This window comes from Corynebacterium sp. UMB0012, assembly GCF_030216265.1.
Taxonomy (GTDB): Bacteria; Actinomycetota; Actinomycetes; order Mycobacteriales; family Mycobacteriaceae; genus Corynebacterium.
This window is the reverse complement of sequence record NZ_JASOKQ010000010.1, coordinates 39,982-58,057: the sequence shown is the minus strand read 5'-3', so window position 1 is coordinate 58,057 and position 18,076 is coordinate 39,982. Positions and strand designations below refer to the sequence as shown.

Below are 18,076 nucleotides of genomic sequence, written 5' to 3'. Positions count from 1 at the left end.
CGGCGCTTAAAGCAAAGGATCCCTATGATGGGGCGGCATGACTGATACAAAGAATGCCACCGCACCAGCACACGCGGAGAGCGAAACCCCGCAGAAGGTCGCCGTTGTCACCGGCGCTACCGGCGGCATGGGGCGCGAGATCATCGCTGACCTAGCCGGTGATTACCACGTGTATGCACTGGGCCGTAGCGCGGCGGAACTGCCCGAATCGGACTCTATTACGCCGGTAGTCATCGACCTCGTCGCCGGCCTCGATGAAGGCATGAAACTGCCGGAGCTGGACCGCGTGGACGTGCTCGTCCACGCTGCTGCACGAGCTACCAAGTACTCCGTGGAGGAAGCCACGCCGGAAAATTGGCGTGCGCACATGGACCTCAACGTGCATGCCCCTGCAGAACTGACCCGCGCCTTGCTGCCGCAGCTGCGCAAAGCGGAAGGCACCGTGGTCTTTATTAACTCTGGCGCTGGACGCCACAGCTACGGCGATAACGTCATCTACGCGGCGACCAAGCACGCGTTGTATGCACTCGCCGATGGACTGCGCATCTCTGAGCCGGGAATCCGCGTATCCACCGTGGCTCCAGGGCCTACCGATACCCCGATGCTTAAGGGGTTGCAGGATTATGATCCCTCCCAGGTTATTGCCCCGGCTGAGGTGGCTCGTGCCATTCGTACCGTGGTAGAGGCAGGCCCCACCACTCAGCTGACGGAAATCCAGGTCAGGCCGCGAATCGAGTTACATCTGCGCAAGTAGGAACGCAAGTAGTGGTAATGGACATCACACATTAATGGGTTTGGTTTCCAGGGGTGTCCATTACACTCGGGGGCTGTGAGTTCCCAAAGCCGAAAGCGGCCCGCCTATCTCCGTATCTCGGATGCCCTACGCGACAAGATCGAACGCAATGAATTAGAACCCGGTCAGAAATTTCCTACCGAACGCGAATTGGTCCGGGAATTTCATGTTGCACGCATGACCGTGCGCCATGCTTTAGACATATTGGAGGTAGAAGGCCTCATTGACCGCCGCCGCGGGCGCAGTGGTGGCACCTACGTGCGCACGGTTCCCCCTACACTGAGCCTGACCAACAAGGACAATATCGTCACCCAGCTGCGCGAGCGCGGGCACGACACCGCCGTACGCGTGGTCTCGGTTAACAAAGCCCACGTGCCCAAGCATGTGGCAGCGGTACTGGGTGTTAGCGATTCCACCTTTGCGTGGGATATCAAGCGCCTCTATACCGTCGATGGCAAGCCCGTCATCCTTTCGCGCTACACCATCCCGGTAGATATGGCTCCCGATCTCAATCAACACGATCTGCGCGAGCCCATTATGGAAATCCTGGCTGGCTACAACCTCAAGCCCGTCTTTAAGCGCGAGAGCATGCGCGCCGCTACCGCTCGCACCGAAGAGCAGAAACTATTGCACGTGAGCCGATCGCACCCGCTGCTTCGGTTCGTGCGGCTGCTAAAGACTAAATCGGGCGCGGTCTTTGCCTATATTGAAGAGTCGCTGCGCTCTGATATCGCCAACGTCGAGGTGGTCCTGGGTGAGGATCCCGCGCCGCAACCCCTACCGGGCCAGGGCAACGGCGCGGGAAAGCCGGCTTAGCCAGCGTCTACCTGGCGGTTGCGCAGCGCGCGGGCCACGCGGTCACGCTGCTCGGTGACCGTGCGGCGCAGACCACCCGGCAGCTCCTTCTTCAAGAAGGCATCGGCGCGTTCTAGGCCCTTGTGGGTGATATCCCAGGAAGGGAAGAGACCCGTCACGGTGGTTAGTGCCACCTCGGAGGACTGGGAAGACCATACCTTTTTTGCGATGTCGAAGAACTCCGCGGTGGGCAGGAATTCATCGCTATGCGGGTAGAGCAGGCCTTCCAGCTTGGAGGTGAGCTCGCGGTTGGTGAGATTTCCCGCCACGATTTCTTCCCATATCGCGCGCTTGTTCTCGGCGGTTGCCACGGCTGCGCGGGCACGCAGCGAAGAGTAGTAGCCGGTGGCGGAATTATCGCGCTCGAGTTGCGCATCCGCGGCAGCGGGGACGTCCTCTATCGCGCCATCGGCGGCAAGTGCCGCCAGTGCGGACCAGCGCAGTCCCGCATCCGCGGAGGACTCGAGCACGCCGCGCAGATAGTCGCGCGCACTATCGTGCAGGCGAATCTTCGCCAGTGCCTGGGTGCAGATGATGGAGCGCTGGGCATCGGAGCTGTGGGCGCCGTCAAGGAGGGCGTCGGCAAGCAGGGTGCTCTGGGCGGCCCAGTGCGGGTCGGCATAGTTCTTCAACGCGCTAGACGCCTGCAAGACAATGCGTTCGAGGACGGCGAGCTCCGTCTCCGCCTGCATGCCGCGGGCAACCAGCTGGATGAAATCGCGGGCGCGCATAGTACCGGCGCGGGTCATCTCCCACGCGGTAGACCAGCACAGGGTACGGGCCATGGGATCGGCGAACTTATCAATATTGTCCAGCAGGAATTGCAGGGAACCCGCGTCCAGCTCGATGAGGCAATAGGTCAGGTCATCGTCGTTGGGTAGGAGGAAGTCAATGTCTCCCAACTGGCGGCCGATGAGCTCTGGAATCTCAGTGGTAGCGCCATCGATATCCATCTCGATGCGATCGGTGCGCACCACCTTGCCGTCCTGCAGGTTATACAGGCCTACCGCCACGCGGTGGGTGCGCAGGGTATCGCCGGCCTGGGTGAGGTAAGCATGGGTAATCGTGCCAGACTCATCCGCATTGAGCGCCACGCTGAGCGTATTGATGCCGGAGGTCTTGAGCCACTGTTGCGCCCAGAAGGAAAGGTCGCGGCCGGAGGCCTCTTCTAGGTGGCGCAGCAGATCATCAAAGGTGGCATTGCCCCATGCATGGGCGGCGAAGTGGCGGCGCACACCGGCGAGGAAGTTGTCGCGGCCGACATAAGCCTGCAGCTGCTTGAGCACCGAAGCGCCCTTGGCATAGGTGATGCCATCGAAGTTTTGCTCCACCGTTTCGATATCGCTGGCGTCGGTGGAAATCGGGTGGGTGGTCGGCAGCTGATCCTGCTGATAGGCCCAGGATTTTTCCACATTGGCAAAGGTCACCCACGCGGTATCGTATTCGGTTTCCTCCGCCTGCGAGATGGCCGCGGACCAGGTGGCGAAGGACTCATTGAGCCACAAATCGTCCCACCACTGCATGGTGACCAAGTCACCGAACCACATATGGGCCAACTCGTGTAGGACGGTATCGGCGCGGCGCTCGTACTTGTAGTGCGTGGCCTGGGAAGTAAAGACGTACTCATCGCGGATGGTAACGCAGCCGGCATTCTCCATCGCGCCGGCGTTGAACTCCGGCACGAAAATCTGGTCGTATTTGCCAAAGGGGTAGGGGAAACCGAAGTTGCGGTGGTAGAAATCAAAGCCCTGCTTGGTCTCGGTAAATAGGCGCTCGGCATCCAGTGCGTGGGCGAGCGAAGCGCGGCAGTAGATGCCGAGTGGCACCTCGAGTTTTTGGGCCGGCTTGCCCTCTGGGTGCGCGGTTAGCTCGCCGTGCCAGGTATCGGTGACCTCGTGGTACGGGCCGGCGCACAGGGCTACCAGGTAGGTGGACAATGGATAGTCAATAGCCGTGCTGGCTACATCGCCTTCCCAGTTCACCGGGCCATTGCTAATGATGGTCCACTCTTCGGGCGCCTTGAAATGCAGCGCGTAGGTGGCCTTCATATCCGGCTGGTCAAAGCAGGCGAAGACTCGCTTGGCATCGGCGGTTTCAAACTGGGTATAAAGGTAGACCTTGTCATCGGCGGGGTCCACAAAGCGGTGCAGGCCCTCGCCGGTGCGGGAATACGGGATCGTAGCGGTGACTTCTAGCGTGTAATCGGCTACCTGGAGGCCAGACAGGGGAATGCCGTAGGTGGGGTTATAGGAATCAGTGGGCAGCGGGTTGCCGTTGAGGCGTACCTCCTGGATTTCCTCGGCGCGCAGATCGATAAAGGTCGAGCCGATCTCTCGCGAGGTAAAGCTCACCTTCGTGGTGGACAGGAAGTGGGTGTCTGAATACTTGAGGTCTAAAGTGACGTCGTAGTGGTCTACCTCGATCATTCGGGAGCGCTGGGCAGCTTCCTCGCGAGTCAGGTTTATAGAGGTCATAGCCTATATTCTCCTTCTAAGCTGAAAAATAGTTCTGCATCCACAGTAGTCGTGCACCTAGGCTGGTGGGGCAAACTTTTTCAATCAGAGGAGTATTTATGGCTGACGCAGTAAAGTTCTGGTTCGACGTATCCTGCCCCTTCGCTTGGGCTACCTCGCGCTGGATTAAGGAAGTGGAAAAGGTACGCGACATTGAGGTCGAGTTCGAGCCGATGTCCCTCTCCGTGCTCAATGACGGCCGCGATCTTGACTCCACCTACATGGACATGATGAAGGCTAACTGGGGTCCAGCCCGCGTCTTTGCCAAGGTCAAGGCCGAACGCCCTGAGAAGGTAGACGAGCTCTACACTGCGATGGGCACCCTGGTTCACGCCAAGGGCAATGGCGGGCGCACCGGCTTTGGCGCTTATGATGACATCATCGCTCAGGCCCTAGCGGAGGTGGACCTCCCAGCAGAGTTCGCCGAGGTAGCCAATACCGAGGATTATGACGAAAAGCTGCATGAGTACCACCACAACGGCATTTCTTCTGTGGGTGATGAGGTAGGCACCCCGGTTATCAAGCTGGGTGATACCGCCTTCTTCGGCCCAGTCATTACCCGTATCCCTACCGGTGAAGAAGCAGGCGAGCTTTTCGACGCCTCCCTGCGCCTTGCCCAGTACCCCTACTTCTTCGAGCTCAAGCGCTCCCGCACCGAGATGCCGCAGGTGGAGGAAAACTAAGCGGTCTTTTTACGTCGGCGCAGCTGAATTGCGGCGCCGACACACAGTGCGATGGTCAGTGGGGTCAAGATGAATGCCGGCAGACCTGCGATATTGATAGAGGGAAGTTCCATGCCGGCCCGAAAGTCGTCCCACGCGACTAGCGCCCAGGATGCCCACGAGGCTCCAGCGAGAAGCGCGATAATGCCGGCCGCAATCGCGCCCCCGTTGGCCCGCGGGTTCCCGCGCACCTTTTGTGCAATCCACCACACACCCAGGCCTAGGTGAGCCAAAGTGGCAAGAATGCTCGTGATAAGCGGGAGGAGGAAGCCTCCGGCGCCGGAAACCTGAACACCAAGCAGGATGATGCAGGCGAGAAGGCTCCCGCCGTAGAGCGCGAGGACTGGTTTGGTTATAGGCATGACTTTCCTCCTTTATAGCGATAGTGGTTGCCCGCGAGCTTATCAAGACAATGTAATACGAAACAGGGTGGGCGCTAAGCCTCCTCAAGGCGCGCCGGGCCGGTAGGATGTGGGCCATGCGCGTATATCTAGGAGCAGACCACGCAGGTTTCGAAACCAAGAACCTGATTGCTGAACACCTCACCAAGCAGGGCCACGAAGTCATTGACTGCGGAGCCCATACCTACGATGCCGAGGATGATTACCCGGCATTTTGCATCGAAGCGGCACAACGCACCGTCAATGACCCAGGCTCCCTGGGCATCGTGCTTGGTGGCTCCGGCAACGGCGAGCAGATTGCCGCCAATAAGGTCAAGGGTGCTCGTTGCGCACTGGCGTGGTCCGCAGAGACCGCCCGCCTTGCCCGCGAACACAACAATGCCCAGCTCATCGGCATCGGTGGTCGTATGCACACCGAGGAGCAGGCACTGGAAATCGTCGATGCTTTCCTGGACCAAGAATGGTCCCGCGCGGAGCGCCACCAGCGCCGCATCGACATCTTGGCGGAATACGAGCGCACCGGCATCGCCCCAGAGCTGCCGGAGGCCTAAGCCACGAGGAATAAACGCCGCGGACCAAAGCTGGTTCCGCGGCGTTTATTTGTGTGGTTCGGCCGGCTTGGCCGAGGCGCTAAGGCTTAAGCGTCATTCATGTCATTCGGGTGCGGACCGCCGCGCCCCTCTTCGCCCTCATCCAGGGCGGTAATGGCAGCCATCTCGTCCTCGGTGAGCTCGAAGCCAAAGACGTCGAAATTCTCCGCGATGCGCGATGGCGTGGCGGACTTAGGGAAGAGGATGACGCCATTCTGCAGGTGCCAGCGGATGACGACCTGCGCTGGGCTGACATCGTGCGCCGCAGCGGCGTCGGTGACCTCGGGCGCGTCCAAGATATCGCTCTTACCCTGGCCCAAAGGCCCCCATGCCTCGATAGCTACGGTGTGGGCGCGGAAAGCATCCAGCTCGCGCCACCGCTGCAGGTAAGGGTGAAGCTCAACCTGATTGACCGCCGGCTTGACGTCGGTCTTGAGCTCCAGCTCCTCCAAGTGTTCCAGCTCAAAGTTGGAGACGCCGATGGACTTTGCCTTGCCCTGCTTCTGCAGCTCAATGAGCTGCTGCCAGGCCTCGACGTAGGTTCCCTTCGCCGGGGTAGGCCAGTGGATGAGGTAGAGATCCACATACTCTAGGCCGAGCTTGTCCAAAGACTCATCGAGTGCTGCGGCGGCATCGGTCTGGCGGTCATTCCACAGCTTGGTGGTGACAAAAAGTTCCTCGCGAGGGATGCCGGATTTGGCAATAGCCTTACCTACGCCTTCTTCATTGCCATAGATAGCGGCGGTATCGATATGGCGATAGCCCACCCGCAGGGCCTCGGCTACCAGCGCTTCGGTCTTGTCCGGGTCCATCTGGAATACGCCGAAGCCCAGCTGCGGGATGGTATTGCCGTCATTCAGGGTGATGTTAGGTACGCTCATGCGCCCCAGACTACCTATCTACTGCAGCGGGCCGAGCGTGATGAATTTATTCCACGTCTCCCACTCATCTTGCAGGCGGGCGCGCTCATGGGGTGGGGTAGCGGTGTCGTCGATAAGCGCGGCATCTATCATGCGCACGCCATTGTCAAAGAACAACGCGGCGTGCCCCGAGGCACCATGGCGCAGTACCGGAACCAAGTTCAACCCATCGAAGGACAGGCGCGCATTGGGCCGCACATCCAGCCCGGCAATGGCGGCGAGGGTGGGAGCCAAGTCAATAGGGGAGACCAGCTCGTTATTCTCCCCGCTTTCCGCCACACCCGGCCACAGCACCGACATTGGGGCATTTCCGCCCAGCAGGGAGCAGACGGCAATGACGCCTTCAACCTGGTCGAGTTCCTCCAGGCTGGGCTGTTCTAGGAGGCGAAAGACGTCTTCACCGGCCGGTTGCGTGTCTTCGCGGACCTCATAGCCCACCCCAGCAAAAACCTCGCTGATGCGCGTGGTGGCCTGGCGCTGCGGGTACTGGCCGGTCAGGGTGCCGCGGCGGGAGTCCGCATACGTTTCCGAAGGCACCCACGTGTTTTTAAACCGAACGCCGCGCAGTGCGGTCTCAGGCGCATGGTCAAAGGTCGCAAGAGTGATATCCATGGACTCAATTCTATGCTTGCCGACGCCCCCTTCGGCCAACTTTGCCCACACAAATCACCGCCGCGGTATTAATCGAGCTCTAGTCCCTCGATGCCGTGCACCGTCACGGTCTCTGAGAGCGGCGCGCGGCCCGGAGCCGTGTTAAAGACTGGGCTAGATTCATCGGCCGTACCAAAGGTAATGGCGGTGACCAGTTTGTAGTCCTCATCCACGCCGAGGAATTTACGTGCGGTTGGCGCAATCAGGGAAATCATGCCTTGCGGGATGCCGTGATAACCATGTGCCTCGAGGGAAAGCAGGAAGTTTTCGGTGTAGGTTCCCTGGTCAAAGGCGGCGCGGATGCGGTCGCCCATCGGCGGGATAAAAAGCAGTACCGCATGGGGTGCGCCAAAGAAGCGCAGGTTTTCGCGGATGAACTCTACGCGGCCTTCTTTATCTTCGCGCTTAATGCCAAGCAGCCCGTACATTTTGGCGGCCAGTTCTTGGGAACGCTGGGGGTGGATGCCCTCACCGTAATCGGTGGTGAAGTCTGGGCTAAGGCCGTTGGTATCGAATTCCTTAATCAGCGCAGCGCTGAGCTCCTTGAGCTTTCCCCTCCCACCACGTGCACGTGCCACGGCTGGGTATTGGAGTTGGACGGTGCGGATTGAGCATCCTCCAAGACCTGCTTGATGTCTTCTACCGGCATGGGTTCCGGCAGGAACGCACGGGGAGAATGGCGGTTGCGGATAAATTCGGAATACTTATTGGTTGAAGTCATGCGCGCCACCCTACACTTCGCCGCATGTGTCCGCCGTAAACCATGTGGGTCCAGCGGGGATGGGCGGGACTGGAGTAAGTGGAAAACGAAAAATCGCCCACCTGAACGATGGGCGAAAAATGGAGGGAATGACGGGAATCGAACCCGCGTCTTCAGCTTGGAAGGCTGAGGTATTAGCCACTATACGACATTCCCACAGCGCGCTATTGAACGCTGCGCCATACTTTAGCGCACGCGGGGGCAAAAATGAAAATAGGGAACTAGGGTGGCGCTTGAGCCGTTGTTATAAGAGGAATGGCCCTACCAATAGAAAGCGATGATCGTAGTGGAAATTTTGCTCCTTGTGCTGGCAGTGGGCGGAGGCGCGTGGTTTATGTCTTCGCGCAACTCCCAAAAACGCCGCGAGGAACGAGAAGCGCAGCAATTGGCTGATGCACAAGCTGACGCTCGCCGGTGGATTGAACGCCTGGGTGGCCAAGTAATGCAGATTTCAGGCACAGACTCTGCCTCCCAACAGGCAATGGCCGATGCGTCCGAGCGTTTCACGGCAGCTAACTCGGCGATTTCACGCGCCACCACCGCAAAGCAGGCGAACCTAGCGCGTGAGTCCGCTTTGGAAGGCATGCATTATGTGAATGCCGCGCGCGAGATTATGGGCATGAACCCGGGCCCAGAGCTGCCACCGCTCGAGGGGCAGCGCGCCGCCGGCAAGGTGACGGAAAAGCGCACGGTGGAAGCGAATGGCCAGCAGATCACTGCTTCGCCGTACGCCTCCGCGGATACCCCGAACTACTACCCAGGCGGAACCGTGGCCGGCCGTCCGGTTCCGGCGGGTTGGTATTCCCGTCCGTGGTGGGCGGATGCTTTGCAGACCGGCGTGTGGATGGTGGGCTACTCCATGATGTTTAATGCCCTATTCTCCGGTATGTCTGGCATTGGCTATTCCGCGGCCGCTGCTGAAAGCGGCGACTGGGGTGGCGGTGAAGGCATGGGCGATGCTGGCGACATGGGTGGTGACGCTGGCGATGCTGGCGGCGCCGGTGACATGGGCGGCGGCGATGACGGCGGCGGCCTGTTTGATGGCCTTGGCGATGGTGATGGCGGCGGATTCTTTGACGGAATGTTTGATTTCGATTTCTAGCCGCATGGCTGTCAAAAGTGGCCTCTGTGCTGCGTTGATTCCATTAGGTGGGGGTCCGTTTAGGAGATTTAAAACGGACACGGTACACTGTCTCAGGTATGCAACGCAGCCAAGGCAACTTGGTGGCCTACATACGGGGCGTGGCGCAGTTTGGTAGCGCACCTGCTTTGGGAGCAGGGGGTCGCAGGTTCAAATCCTGTCGCCCCGACGTATGGGGGTCTGGAAATGCCCTAATAAGGATTTCCGGACCCCCTTTAAGTTTATGTACGTAAAACAATGAAGCCAGGGAGATTCACTCGTGAAGACCACCGTAGACAAGCTGAGCGATACCCGCGTTAAGCTCACCGTCAACGTTCCGTTTGCGGAGCTGGACCAGGAAATCGATCAAGCTTACGCGGCAATCGCGCAGCAGGTTTCTATTCCAGGTTTCCGTAAGGGCAAGGCACCGCGCCAGCTTATTGATGCTCGCTTCGGCCGCGGCCCCATCCTGGAGCAGGTTGTCAATGACATGCTGCCTTCCCGCTACGAGCAGGCAGTCAAGGAAAACGATCTGAAGGTCATCGGCCAGCCGGACGTTGACATTTCCAAGATCGAGGACAAGGACTTCGTGGAGTTCACCGCAGAGGTTGATATCCGCCCTGAGTTTGAGATTCCGGACTTCTCCAAGATCTCCGTTACCGTCCCGGCCTTGAAGGCTGACGAAGAGGACGTCGACAAGGCTCTGGAGGAGCTGGCAGAGCGCTTTGGTGAGCTCAAGGACACCAAGCGCAAGATGAAGACCGGCGACTACGCCATCATCGACATCACCGCTGAGATTGACGGCGAGAAGATTGAAGACGCTTCCACCGAGGGCCTGTCCTACCGCATTGGCGACGATGACCTTATCAAGGGTCTGGACACTGCCCTGCGCGGCATGAAGACCGGTGAGGATAACGAGTTCACCTCCACCATCCAGTCCGGTGAGCACAAGGACGAAGAGGCCACCATCAAGGTCCACGTCCAGCAGTCCAAGGAGCGCAAGCTGCCGGCTATGGACGATGAGTTCGCTCAGATGGCTTCTGAGTTCGACACCATGGACGAGCTGCGTGAGTCCACCAAGACCCAGGTGGAGGAGACCAAGAAGGCTGAGCAGGCTGCACAGATCCGCGATGAGGTTCTGAAGTCCGCACTGTCTGAGGTTGAATTCGAACTGCCGCAGTCCGTAGTGGACGAGCAGGCACACTCCCAGCTGCACCAGATCCTGGGCCAGCTGGCTCACGATGAGAAGGCACTGGCTCAGCTCCTTGAGGCACAGGGCACCTCCCGCGAAGAGTTTGATAAGCAGACTCGCGAGCAAGCAGAAGAGTCCGTCCGCACCCAGCTGTTCCTTGACGCCGTAGCCGAGAAGGAAGAGCCGGAAGTTTCCCAGCAGGAGCTGACCGACCACATCCTGTTCACCGCTCAGTCCTACGGCATGGACCCGAACCAGTTCATCCAGCAGCTGCAGTCCAACGGCCAGATCGCAAACCTCTTCTCTGACGTGCGCCGTGGCAAGGCACTGGCTGCCGCTATCTGCCGCACCACCGTCAAGGATGAAGAGGGCAATGACGTAGACGTTGACCAGTACTTCGGTGAAATCGAAGAAGAGGACGCTGCAGAAGCTTCCGAGGAGAAGTAATCTCCCACTTGTAACGCGCTGCTGCCACATGTGTGGTGGCGAGCGCGCATGAAACCCCGGATTCAGGTAACTCAAGGATGAGCCTGAATCCGGGGTTTGTGTCATTGTGGACGCCCTCTAGGAGTCTTTGAGTACTTCGAAGAGGGCGTGATGTGATGTGTGTTGGCTGGGGATACCGCTAGCCGTTCTTGGCTCTAAAGGCCTCGTCGGTCAACTGCAGGAAGCGCATAACGTAATCCTTGACAAAGTCTGCGGTACGTTGATTGAGATGTCCGGACTCTTCGAAAAGGGTGGGGGATTGGCCCAGAAATACTTCGGGCTGACCAGGGAGCGGCATGTCGAAGTAGGACAGAGCGAGGCGAAGGTTCTTCTGTGAACTGTAGCCGCCCATGCGGCCTACAGAGTGGCTAATGATACCTGCGGGAAGGTTCTTCCACGCCACATCTGAGTTGGGTTTAGAGCCGATGTCCACTGCGTTTTTGAGGCAGGCAGGGATAGTGCGGTTGTTCTCTGGCGTAATGAAGAGGATCCCGCTCGAGTTCTTGATGGTCTCGCGAAAGGTGGTGTACTCAGCCGGAGTGGGCTTGTCCGTGACGGCGGGGTCATCGTAGTCGAAGTCATAGAGCGGCAAGTCACGGATTTCCACGATGTTTGCCTCGTAGCCTTCAGGGATCATCGTGAGCACCTCGTGTGCAATCTTGCGTGCAAATGACTCTCGGCGCAGGCTGCCGACGATAACGCTGATACGTGGGGTGGTCATGGTAAACCTTCTTTCTTAGTTGGGTGTAGGGAGACGTGGTCAAGGGAGAAAAGGCTTGCAGCCAAAGGCCGGTGGTGGGCCGGCAGCGTGGGCGGCGGTGAGGAAGCCATCTACTTTGTTTCCTTCTTCATGGCGGAAGTACAGTTCGATGAGTCCTAGAAGCCCCCCGAGGACGGCCTCTCGTGCGGCGGATGTATTCAACAGCCGCATGGCTGCGGGTTGGTTTCCTTCGCGGATGGCTTCAAACAGCGCGATGGTCTCAAGCCAGCTTCCTTGGTCCGGTCGCGGAAAAGGTTTAGAAATCCCAGTCATCATCACTCGTTTCTTCAGCAGTACCAATGACATAGGAGGAACCAGATCCGGAGAAGAAGTCATGGTTCTCATCTGCTCCGGGGGCTAGGGCCGCGAGGATTTCTGGGTTCACTTCCGTTTCTTCGGGCGGGAAATAATCCGGGTAGCCCAAATTCATGAGTGCCTTATTGGCGTTATAGCGAACGAACACGGCTACATCATCCATGAGTCCCAAAGGCTCATATAGCTCGCCGGAATAGTCCAGCTCTAGTGCATAAAGCTCTTCGAGCAAAGAAATGGTGAAATCATGCATCTCCTTCTGCCGTAGCGGGGTCGTGGATTCCAGACCGCGCTGATATTTGTAACCCGAGTAGTAGCCGTGCACTGCCTTGTCACGCAGAATGAGGCGGATCATGTCTGCCGTATTTGTCAGGGTGGCGTGGACAGAAAAGTGCAAGGGAAGATAGAAACCCGCGTAGAGAAGCAGCGAGGAAAGCAACGTCGATGACACCTTGCGTTTGAGTGGATCCGGCCCAAAATAGTGCGCGAGAACTTTCTTAGCGCGTGCCTGGAGAAGGTCGTTATTCACCGCCCAGCGGTATGCTTCATCAATTTCCTTTGTACTGCTCAGGGTAGAAAACACTGAAGAGTATGAACGGGCATGGACTGACTGCATGAAGGCGATGTTGGTATACACGGCCTCCTCGTGTTCGGTGCGGGCATCTTGAATCTGACAGATTTCACCCACGGTGGCCTGGACAGTATCCAGGGTGGTGAGTCCCGTGAACACCCGCATGGTGAGGTTGCGTTCCTCGGGTGTCATCTTCTGCCACGCCGGGAGATCATTAGAAAGCGGGACCTTCTCTGGCAACCAAAAGTTGGCGGTTAGACGGTTCCACACTTCAAGATCCTTGTCATCGCTCACCCGGTTCCAATTGATGGCGCGGATGCGGGCTGAAGGATCATGCCGGTAGCTCGGCGGAGTAACTGAAATGCTGGTTAGTTCAGCACTATTCGATGTTGACGACATAGCTTCTTTCTTTCTGAGTGAATGGTTGTGGACAAGGGGGAGGACCGTGCTCCTACAAAGCACAGGAGACGCAGCCTTCGACCTCGGTTCCTTGGAGCGCGGATTGGCGTAAACGGATGTAGTAGAGGGTCTTGATTCCGGCTTTCCAGGCATAGATTTGTGCCTTGTTGATGTCCCGCGTGGTGGTATCAGCGGTAAAGAACAAGGTCAGGGAAAGCCCTTGGTCCACGTGTTGGGTGGCCATGGCGTAGGTGTCGATGATCTTTTCGTATCCCACGGCGTAGGAGTCATCGAAATACTCCAGGTTGTCGTTGGTCATTTCCGGCGCGGGGTAGTACACGCGCCCCAAGCGGCCTTCCTTGCGTATTTCAATTTTGGAGGCAATTGGGTGGATGGACGCGGTGGAGTCATTGATGTAGGAAATTGATCCAGTGGGTGGAACTGCCTGCAAGTAGGCGTTGTAGATGCCGTCTTGCATCACTTGATTCTTGAGCCGTAGCCAATCCTCGCGTTGAGGGATCTGCACGCCTGCTTCGTGGAAGAGCTGTTTTACGTGTTCAGTGGCTGGCGCCCAGTCTTGGTCGATGTATTTGTCAAAGTAGGCGCCAGTGGCATAGGTGGATTCTTCGAAGCCTGTGAATCGTTGACCTTTTTCAACCGCGAGTGCATGGGATGCGCGGAGCGCATGGTAGGTCACCGTGAGGAAATAGATATTTGTAAAGTCCAGTGCCTCGGCGCAGCCATAAGGAATACGCTGTGAAGCAAGGAAGCCGTGGAGATTCATTTGGCCCAGACCAATGGCATGCATGGAAGCATTTCCGTGAGCGATGGAGGGAACAGCTTCGATATTCGTCAGGTCTGAAACCTTCGTGAGGGCACGCACTGCGGTTTCGACGGTCTCCCCGAAGTCCGGCGATTCAAAAGCCTTCGCAATGTTGAGCGAACCTAGATTGCAGGAAATATCCTGGCCAACGGTGGTGTAGTCACCCGAAGCTCCGTAGGTCGATGGCGTGTTGACCTGGAGGATTTCGCTACACAGGTTGGACATATTGATATGTCCTTTGAGGGGATTAGCGCGGTTGACCGTATCCTCAAAGAGGATGTAGGGGTATCCGGATTCAAACTGAAGCTCAGCCAGCGTGGTGAAAAACTCGCGGGCCTTAATGGTCGTGTGAGAGATTCGCGGATTGGCAACCAGCTCGTCGTAGTACTCGGTGATGGACATGTCAGACATGGCTACGCCGTACTCGCGAGCGATGTCATACGGGCTAAAAAGATGCATATCCTTGTTCTCTTTGGCCAGACGGAAGGTTATATCTGGAATAACAACCCCCAGCGAAAGAGTCTTGATGCGGACTTTCTCATCGGCATTTTCCCGCTTGGTATCCAGGAAGCGAAGAATATCTGGATGGTGCGCATGCAGGTAGACGGCTCCAGCGCCCTGCCGGGAGCCCAATTGGTTGGCATAGCTGAAGCTATCTTCGAGAATCTTCATGACTGGGACTACGCCGGAAGCCTGGTTCTCAATCTTTTTGATCGGGGCTCCGGATTCGCGCAGATTGCTCAGCAACAGGGCCACTCCACCACCGCGCTTTGATAGTTGCAGTGCAGAGTTCACGCAGCGGCCAATGCTCTCCAAATTGTCTTCGATTCGCAGGAGGAAGCAGGAGACCATTTCGCCGCGCTGGGCTTTGCCTGCGTTGAGAAAAGTAGGGGTGGCGGGCTGGAAGCGTCCGGTCATGATGTCATCCACCAGCTTTTCTGCGAGCTCTTCGTCGCCCTGTGCAAGGTATAAAGCTGTGGTGGCGACGCGTTCTTCGTAGCCTTCTAGGAATCGGGAGCCATCAAAGGTTTTCAGTGCATATGAAGTGAAGAACTTAAATGCGCCGAGGAAGGTGCGGAACTGATGCTTAACTCGATGTGCTCTGTCGTACATGGCGCACAGAAAGGCGTCATCATAAAGCTCAAGGAAATCCCGCTCGTAGTACTCGTTATCAACCAACCATTCCAAGCGTTGCTTGGTGGAATCGAACTGATGCATGCGGGGAGCGACATGGTGCGTGACATAGTCTTGTGCTGCCTGAATGTCCTTGTCAAACTGGATTTTTCCAGAAGCGTCGAACAAGTTCAGCTGCGCGTTGAGTGCGTGGTAGCTCTTGCGCTTGCCGACACCGCCGGCATTGTCTGCTGAAGCGGTGCGGGGCGTAGCGCCAATAGTCTGTGTGGGGGTGGCATCAAGAGGCCACATTGTGTTTTCCAATCTGTGTGATGCGGATGTGTTCTTCATCTTGTGGGGGATTAATGGGGTGTCATCGTTAGCTGCTTTTGCTGCTCCCAAAACTTCTGAAGGCCCTGCTTTACGGCGGCGATGTCCTTCTGGGTGCCGAGAAGCTCGAAGTGATACAGCTCCGGTACGTGGCACTTGGCGGAAATGATGCGTCCGGCGACGCAGTAAGCACTTCCGAAGTTGGTATTCCCTGAGGTAATAACGCCCCGGATAAAGGAGCGGTTGATTGGGTCATTGAGGAAGTCGATGACCTGTTTGGGGACTGCGCGTTTGAGCGAGCCGCCGCCGTAGGTGGGAACGATGAGTACGTACGGGTGTGAAACCTGGATCATCCCGGTTTTCTTGGGGCGCAGTGGAATGCGCACCGCGGGTCTATCTAAGCGTTCGACGAATCTTTTCGTGTTCTCTGAAACGCTGGAAAAGTACACCAAATCTGGTGAGTCTGACATGGCAATCCTGCTCATCCTGGCCTTAGCCATAAGTGGGGTAGGTGATATTCGAAAAGACTAACTACGCAATGCCGTAGTTGCAACTACGGTCTAACGTAGTTTTGAAAAGGGCAGGTGAGAGCAGGATTAATGCAAAGGGGAATGTCTAAAGGTTGTGGTGTGCTACAAACACTGCGTCGGTAGCTGGGCGTCCAAGTACTACCCACTGAGTGCCGCCGGCCACCTGTATTTCGAGAGAATCTGAAAAGGGCGCTCCCTCGCGCGTGCTAAGAACAGCCCCAGTGACAATGCCGCGCTCTTCAAGGAACTTCAGCAGTTGTGGGTCGGAATCAGAAATGCGTTCCACGGTCACCCGCGATTGTGCACCGCTGTCGGTGAGGCGATGCGCACTGGGGATGGTGATCTGTCCATCAACCGTAGGGATAGGATCGCCGTGCGGATCCCTAGTGGGGTAATCAAGGAACTTATCCACACGTTCTATGAGCATGTCAGACACCGCGTGTTCGAGATTTTCGGCTTCATTATGGACTTCGTCCCAGGTGTAGCCCAATGCTTGAACCAAAAAAGACTCAAGCAATCGGTGACGGCGCACCATGACCAATGCGTACTGCCTGCCAAGTTCGGTTAACTCCACAGAGCCATAGGGCGTGTGTGACACGAGCCCTTGCTTCGCCATTTTGCGCACTGCATCGGAAACCGAGGAGAGCTTGAGTCCCAGCTGTTTCGCTATAAGCGTGGCGGTAACGGGCTCGGATGACCATTCCTTTAGCCCCCAGATAGCTTTCAAATAGTTCTGGGTACTGGTGGACAGCTCGGAAACAGACATGAGTAAATGTTAACCCAGCTTCCGTGTGCGCCTTTGGCGCTGTGGCCCAACGCTCATAGCGAACAGAGGCCAAGTTTGAGAGGAATGCCGGTAAGGTGGGGCCAGTTAAAGCATTCTTCACTTGAAGGAGAACCACTAATGTCTGAGAAGATTTCAATGAACTCGTCGTCTACGGGTATGAATCTGAGCGATAGCGTGTACGAGCGCCTGTTGCGCGAGCGCATTATCTTCCTGGGAACCCAGGTCGATGATGAGATTGCGAACAAGCTGTGCGCCCAGATCCTCCTGCTGTCCGCCGAGGACCCCACTCGCGACATTTCGCTCTACATCAACTCCCCGGGTGGCTCTGTCACTGCGGGCATGGCTATTTATGACACCATGAAGTACTCGCCGTGCGATATTGCCACGTACGGCATGGGCCTGGCTGCCTCCATGGGTCAGTTCCTGCTTTCCGGCGGCACCAAGGGCAAGCGCTTCGCGCTGCCGCACGCACGCATCATGATGCACCAGCCTTCTGCCGGTGTTGGCGGTACCGCTGCGGATATCGCCATTCAGGCTGAGCAATTTGCTCAGACCAAGCGCGAGATGGCCGAGCTCATTGCCGAGCACACCGGACAGACCTTTGAGCAGATCACCAAGGACTCCGACCGTGACCGTTGGATGACCGCCCAGCAGGCCAAGGACTACGGCATTGTTGACCACGTCATTGAGTCCGTCAACGGCCCGCTGAGTAACTAGGGAATAAGGAGAAAATCACTATGAATCAGTCCCAGATGCCAAGTTCCCGCTACGTTCTGCCGTCCTTCATTGAGCAGTCCGCACAGGGCACTAAGGAAACCAATCCATATTCCAAGCTTTTTGAAGAGCGCATTATCTTCTTGGGCACCCAGGTGGATGACACTTCCGCAAATGACATTATGGCCCAGCTGCTGGTTCTGGAGAGCCAGGACCCAGACCGCGATATCACCATGTACATCAACTCGCCCGGTGGTTCCTTCACCGCGTTGATGGCTATCTATGACACCATGCGCTACGTTCGTCCCGATGTGCAGACCGTGTGCCTGGGTCAGGCTGCTTCCGCCGCCGCTGTGCTCTTGGCTGCGGGTGCGCCGGGTAAGCGTGCCGCGCTACCTAACTCCCGTGTGCTCATTCACCAGCCGGCAACTCAGGGTACTCAGGGTCAGGTTTCTGATCTGGAGATTCAGGCCGCCGAGATTGAGCGCATGCGCAAGCTGATGGAAACCACCCTGTCTGAGCACACCGGTCGTACCGCTGAGCAGATCCGCATTGATACGGATCGCGATAAGATTCTGACCGCTCAGGAAGCCGTTGAATATGGCATCATCGATACGGTCTTTGATTACCGCAAGCTCAACGCTTAATTTGGAATAACTCATTCTAGGTAGCCCCTGCCGCTCAACCGAATTCCGGTTGTGAGGCAGGGGCTTTCAGCATTGTAGGGCAGGGAA

20 protein-coding genes and 2 tRNA genes are annotated in these 18,076 nt (G+C 57.4%); 9 read left to right on the top strand and 13 right to left on the bottom strand.

What is annotated here, in order from left to right; translation table 11 throughout:
- Positions 1-37 precede the first annotated feature (37 nt).
- Both QP324_RS06585 and QP324_RS06580 read left to right on the top strand, forming a co-directional pair.
- Entirely contained in the window at positions 38-754 is a 717-nt protein-coding gene (locus tag QP324_RS06585; protein WP_284815169.1) for an SDR family oxidoreductase, read from the top strand.
- A 75-nt stretch (positions 755-829) separates the two neighbouring features.
- Entirely contained in the window at positions 830-1,609 is a 780-nt protein-coding gene (locus QP324_RS06580) for a GntR family transcriptional regulator (protein ID WP_284815168.1), read from the top strand.
- Here QP324_RS06580 and pepN read toward each other — a convergent pair.
- Positions 1,606-4,122, bottom strand: coding sequence for an aminopeptidase N (pepN, locus tag QP324_RS06575; RefSeq protein ID WP_284815166.1), 2,517 nt, complete (start codon positions 4,120-4,122; stop codon positions 1,606-1,608). The genes QP324_RS06580 and pepN overlap by 4 nt on opposite strands.
- A gap of 98 nt (positions 4,123-4,220) precedes the next feature.
- Here pepN and QP324_RS06570 point away from each other — a divergent pair, with 98 nt between their 5' ends.
- Positions 4,221-4,844, top strand: coding sequence for a disulfide bond formation protein DsbA (locus tag QP324_RS06570; RefSeq protein WP_284815164.1), 624 nt, complete (start codon positions 4,221-4,223; stop codon positions 4,842-4,844).
- Here the strand turns inward: QP324_RS06570 and QP324_RS06565 are convergent.
- Positions 4,841-5,245 (bottom strand): MFS transporter, encoded by a 405-nt coding sequence (locus QP324_RS06565; RefSeq protein WP_225746538.1) that lies wholly within the window; start codon positions 5,243-5,245, stop codon positions 4,841-4,843. The two genes, QP324_RS06570 and QP324_RS06565, sit on opposite strands and share 4 nt — an antisense overlap.
- A gap of 116 nt (positions 5,246-5,361) precedes the next feature.
- On the opposite strand from QP324_RS06565, the gene QP324_RS06560 reads away from it, so the two are divergent.
- Positions 5,362-5,835: a ribose-5-phosphate isomerase gene (locus tag QP324_RS06560; RefSeq protein WP_005327249.1), complete on the top strand. Its 474-nt coding sequence runs from the start codon at positions 5,362-5,364 to the stop codon at positions 5,833-5,835.
- 86 nt (positions 5,836-5,921) lie between these two features.
- Here QP324_RS06560 and QP324_RS06555 read toward each other — a convergent pair whose 3' ends face one another.
- From QP324_RS06555 to QP324_RS06535, 5 genes are all read right to left on the bottom strand, one after another.
- Positions 5,922-6,755, bottom strand: coding sequence for an aldo/keto reductase (locus QP324_RS06555; protein WP_225746539.1), 834 nt, complete (start codon positions 6,753-6,755; stop codon positions 5,922-5,924).
- 18 nt (positions 6,756-6,773) lie between these two features.
- Positions 6,774-7,406, bottom strand: coding sequence for a hypothetical protein (locus tag QP324_RS06550; RefSeq protein WP_239278334.1), 633 nt, complete (start codon positions 7,404-7,406; stop codon positions 6,774-6,776).
- A gap of 68 nt (positions 7,407-7,474) precedes the next feature.
- A complete protein-coding gene (locus tag QP324_RS06545; protein WP_284815162.1) occupies positions 7,475-8,023 on the bottom strand; it encodes a nitroreductase family protein in 549 nt (182 codons plus the stop codon).
- Positions 7,969-8,166 carry a nitroreductase family protein gene (locus QP324_RS06540; protein ID WP_284815161.1) on the bottom strand — a complete coding sequence of 66 codons (198 nt, stop codon included), beginning with the start codon at positions 8,164-8,166 and terminating at the stop codon, positions 7,969-7,971. Before QP324_RS06540 ends, QP324_RS06545 begins: the two co-directional genes overlap by 55 nt.
- 120 nt (positions 8,167-8,286) lie before the next feature.
- Positions 8,287-8,361 (bottom strand) — tRNA-Gly (locus QP324_RS06535).
- A gap of 121 nt (positions 8,362-8,482) precedes the next feature.
- Between QP324_RS06535 and QP324_RS06530 the strand changes: the two genes are divergently transcribed.
- The 3 genes from QP324_RS06530 (at position 8,483) to tig (ending at position 10,964) form a co-directional block, all read left to right on the top strand.
- On the top strand, positions 8,483-9,307 hold the full coding sequence (locus QP324_RS06530; RefSeq protein ID WP_284766979.1) for a DUF1542 domain-containing protein: 825 nt from the start codon (positions 8,483-8,485) through the stop codon (positions 9,305-9,307).
- Between the two features lie 134 nt (positions 9,308-9,441).
- A tRNA-Pro gene (locus tag QP324_RS06525) sits at positions 9,442-9,515 on the top strand.
- 90 nt (positions 9,516-9,605) lie between these two features.
- Positions 9,606-10,964, top strand: coding sequence for a trigger factor (gene tig / locus QP324_RS06520; RefSeq protein WP_005324044.1), 1,359 nt, complete (start codon positions 9,606-9,608; stop codon positions 10,962-10,964).
- 178 nt (positions 10,965-11,142) lie between these two features.
- Here the strand turns inward: tig and QP324_RS06515 are convergent, their stop codons facing one another.
- The 6 genes from QP324_RS06515 to QP324_RS06490 form a co-directional block, all read right to left on the bottom strand.
- Entirely contained in the window at positions 11,143-11,724 is a 582-nt protein-coding gene (locus QP324_RS06515; protein WP_005324045.1) for an NADPH-dependent FMN reductase, read from the bottom strand.
- 39 nt (positions 11,725-11,763) lie between these two features.
- Positions 11,764-12,039 (bottom strand): hypothetical protein, encoded by a 276-nt coding sequence (locus QP324_RS06510; protein WP_152691224.1) that lies wholly within the window; start codon positions 12,037-12,039, stop codon positions 11,764-11,766.
- A complete protein-coding gene (nrdF, locus tag QP324_RS06505) occupies positions 12,020-13,045 on the bottom strand; it encodes a class 1b ribonucleoside-diphosphate reductase subunit beta (protein WP_023020918.1) in 1,026 nt (341 codons plus the stop codon). The genes QP324_RS06510 and nrdF overlap by 20 nt, the downstream gene beginning before the upstream one ends.
- Before the next feature lie 52 nt (positions 13,046-13,097).
- Positions 13,098-15,293, bottom strand: coding sequence for a class 1b ribonucleoside-diphosphate reductase subunit alpha (nrdE, locus tag QP324_RS06500; RefSeq protein ID WP_005324048.1), 2,196 nt, complete (start codon positions 15,291-15,293; stop codon positions 13,098-13,100).
- 50 nt (positions 15,294-15,343) lie between these two features.
- On the bottom strand, positions 15,344-15,811 hold the full coding sequence (gene nrdI / locus QP324_RS06495) for a class Ib ribonucleoside-diphosphate reductase assembly flavoprotein NrdI (RefSeq protein WP_005324049.1): 468 nt from the start codon (positions 15,809-15,811) through the stop codon (positions 15,344-15,346).
- Positions 15,812-15,926: 115 nt separating this feature from the next.
- Positions 15,927-16,607 carry a metal-dependent transcriptional regulator gene (locus QP324_RS06490; RefSeq protein WP_284815160.1) on the bottom strand — a complete coding sequence of 227 codons (681 nt, stop codon included), beginning with the start codon at positions 16,605-16,607 and terminating at the stop codon, positions 15,927-15,929.
- Between the two features lie 138 nt (positions 16,608-16,745).
- On the opposite strand from QP324_RS06490, the gene QP324_RS06485 reads away from it, so the two are divergent.
- Together QP324_RS06485 and QP324_RS06480 are read left to right on the top strand one after the other, a co-directional pair.
- Positions 16,746-17,345 carry an ATP-dependent Clp protease proteolytic subunit gene (locus QP324_RS06485; protein ID WP_049377226.1) on the top strand — a complete coding sequence of 200 codons (600 nt, stop codon included), beginning with the start codon at positions 16,746-16,748 and terminating at the stop codon, positions 17,343-17,345.
- A gap of 20 nt (positions 17,346-17,365) precedes the next feature.
- Complete coding sequence (locus QP324_RS06480; RefSeq protein WP_005324052.1) at positions 17,366-17,989, top strand: ATP-dependent Clp protease proteolytic subunit; 624 nt, start codon at positions 17,366-17,368, stop codon at positions 17,987-17,989.
- Positions 17,990-18,076: the final 87 nt, after the last annotated feature.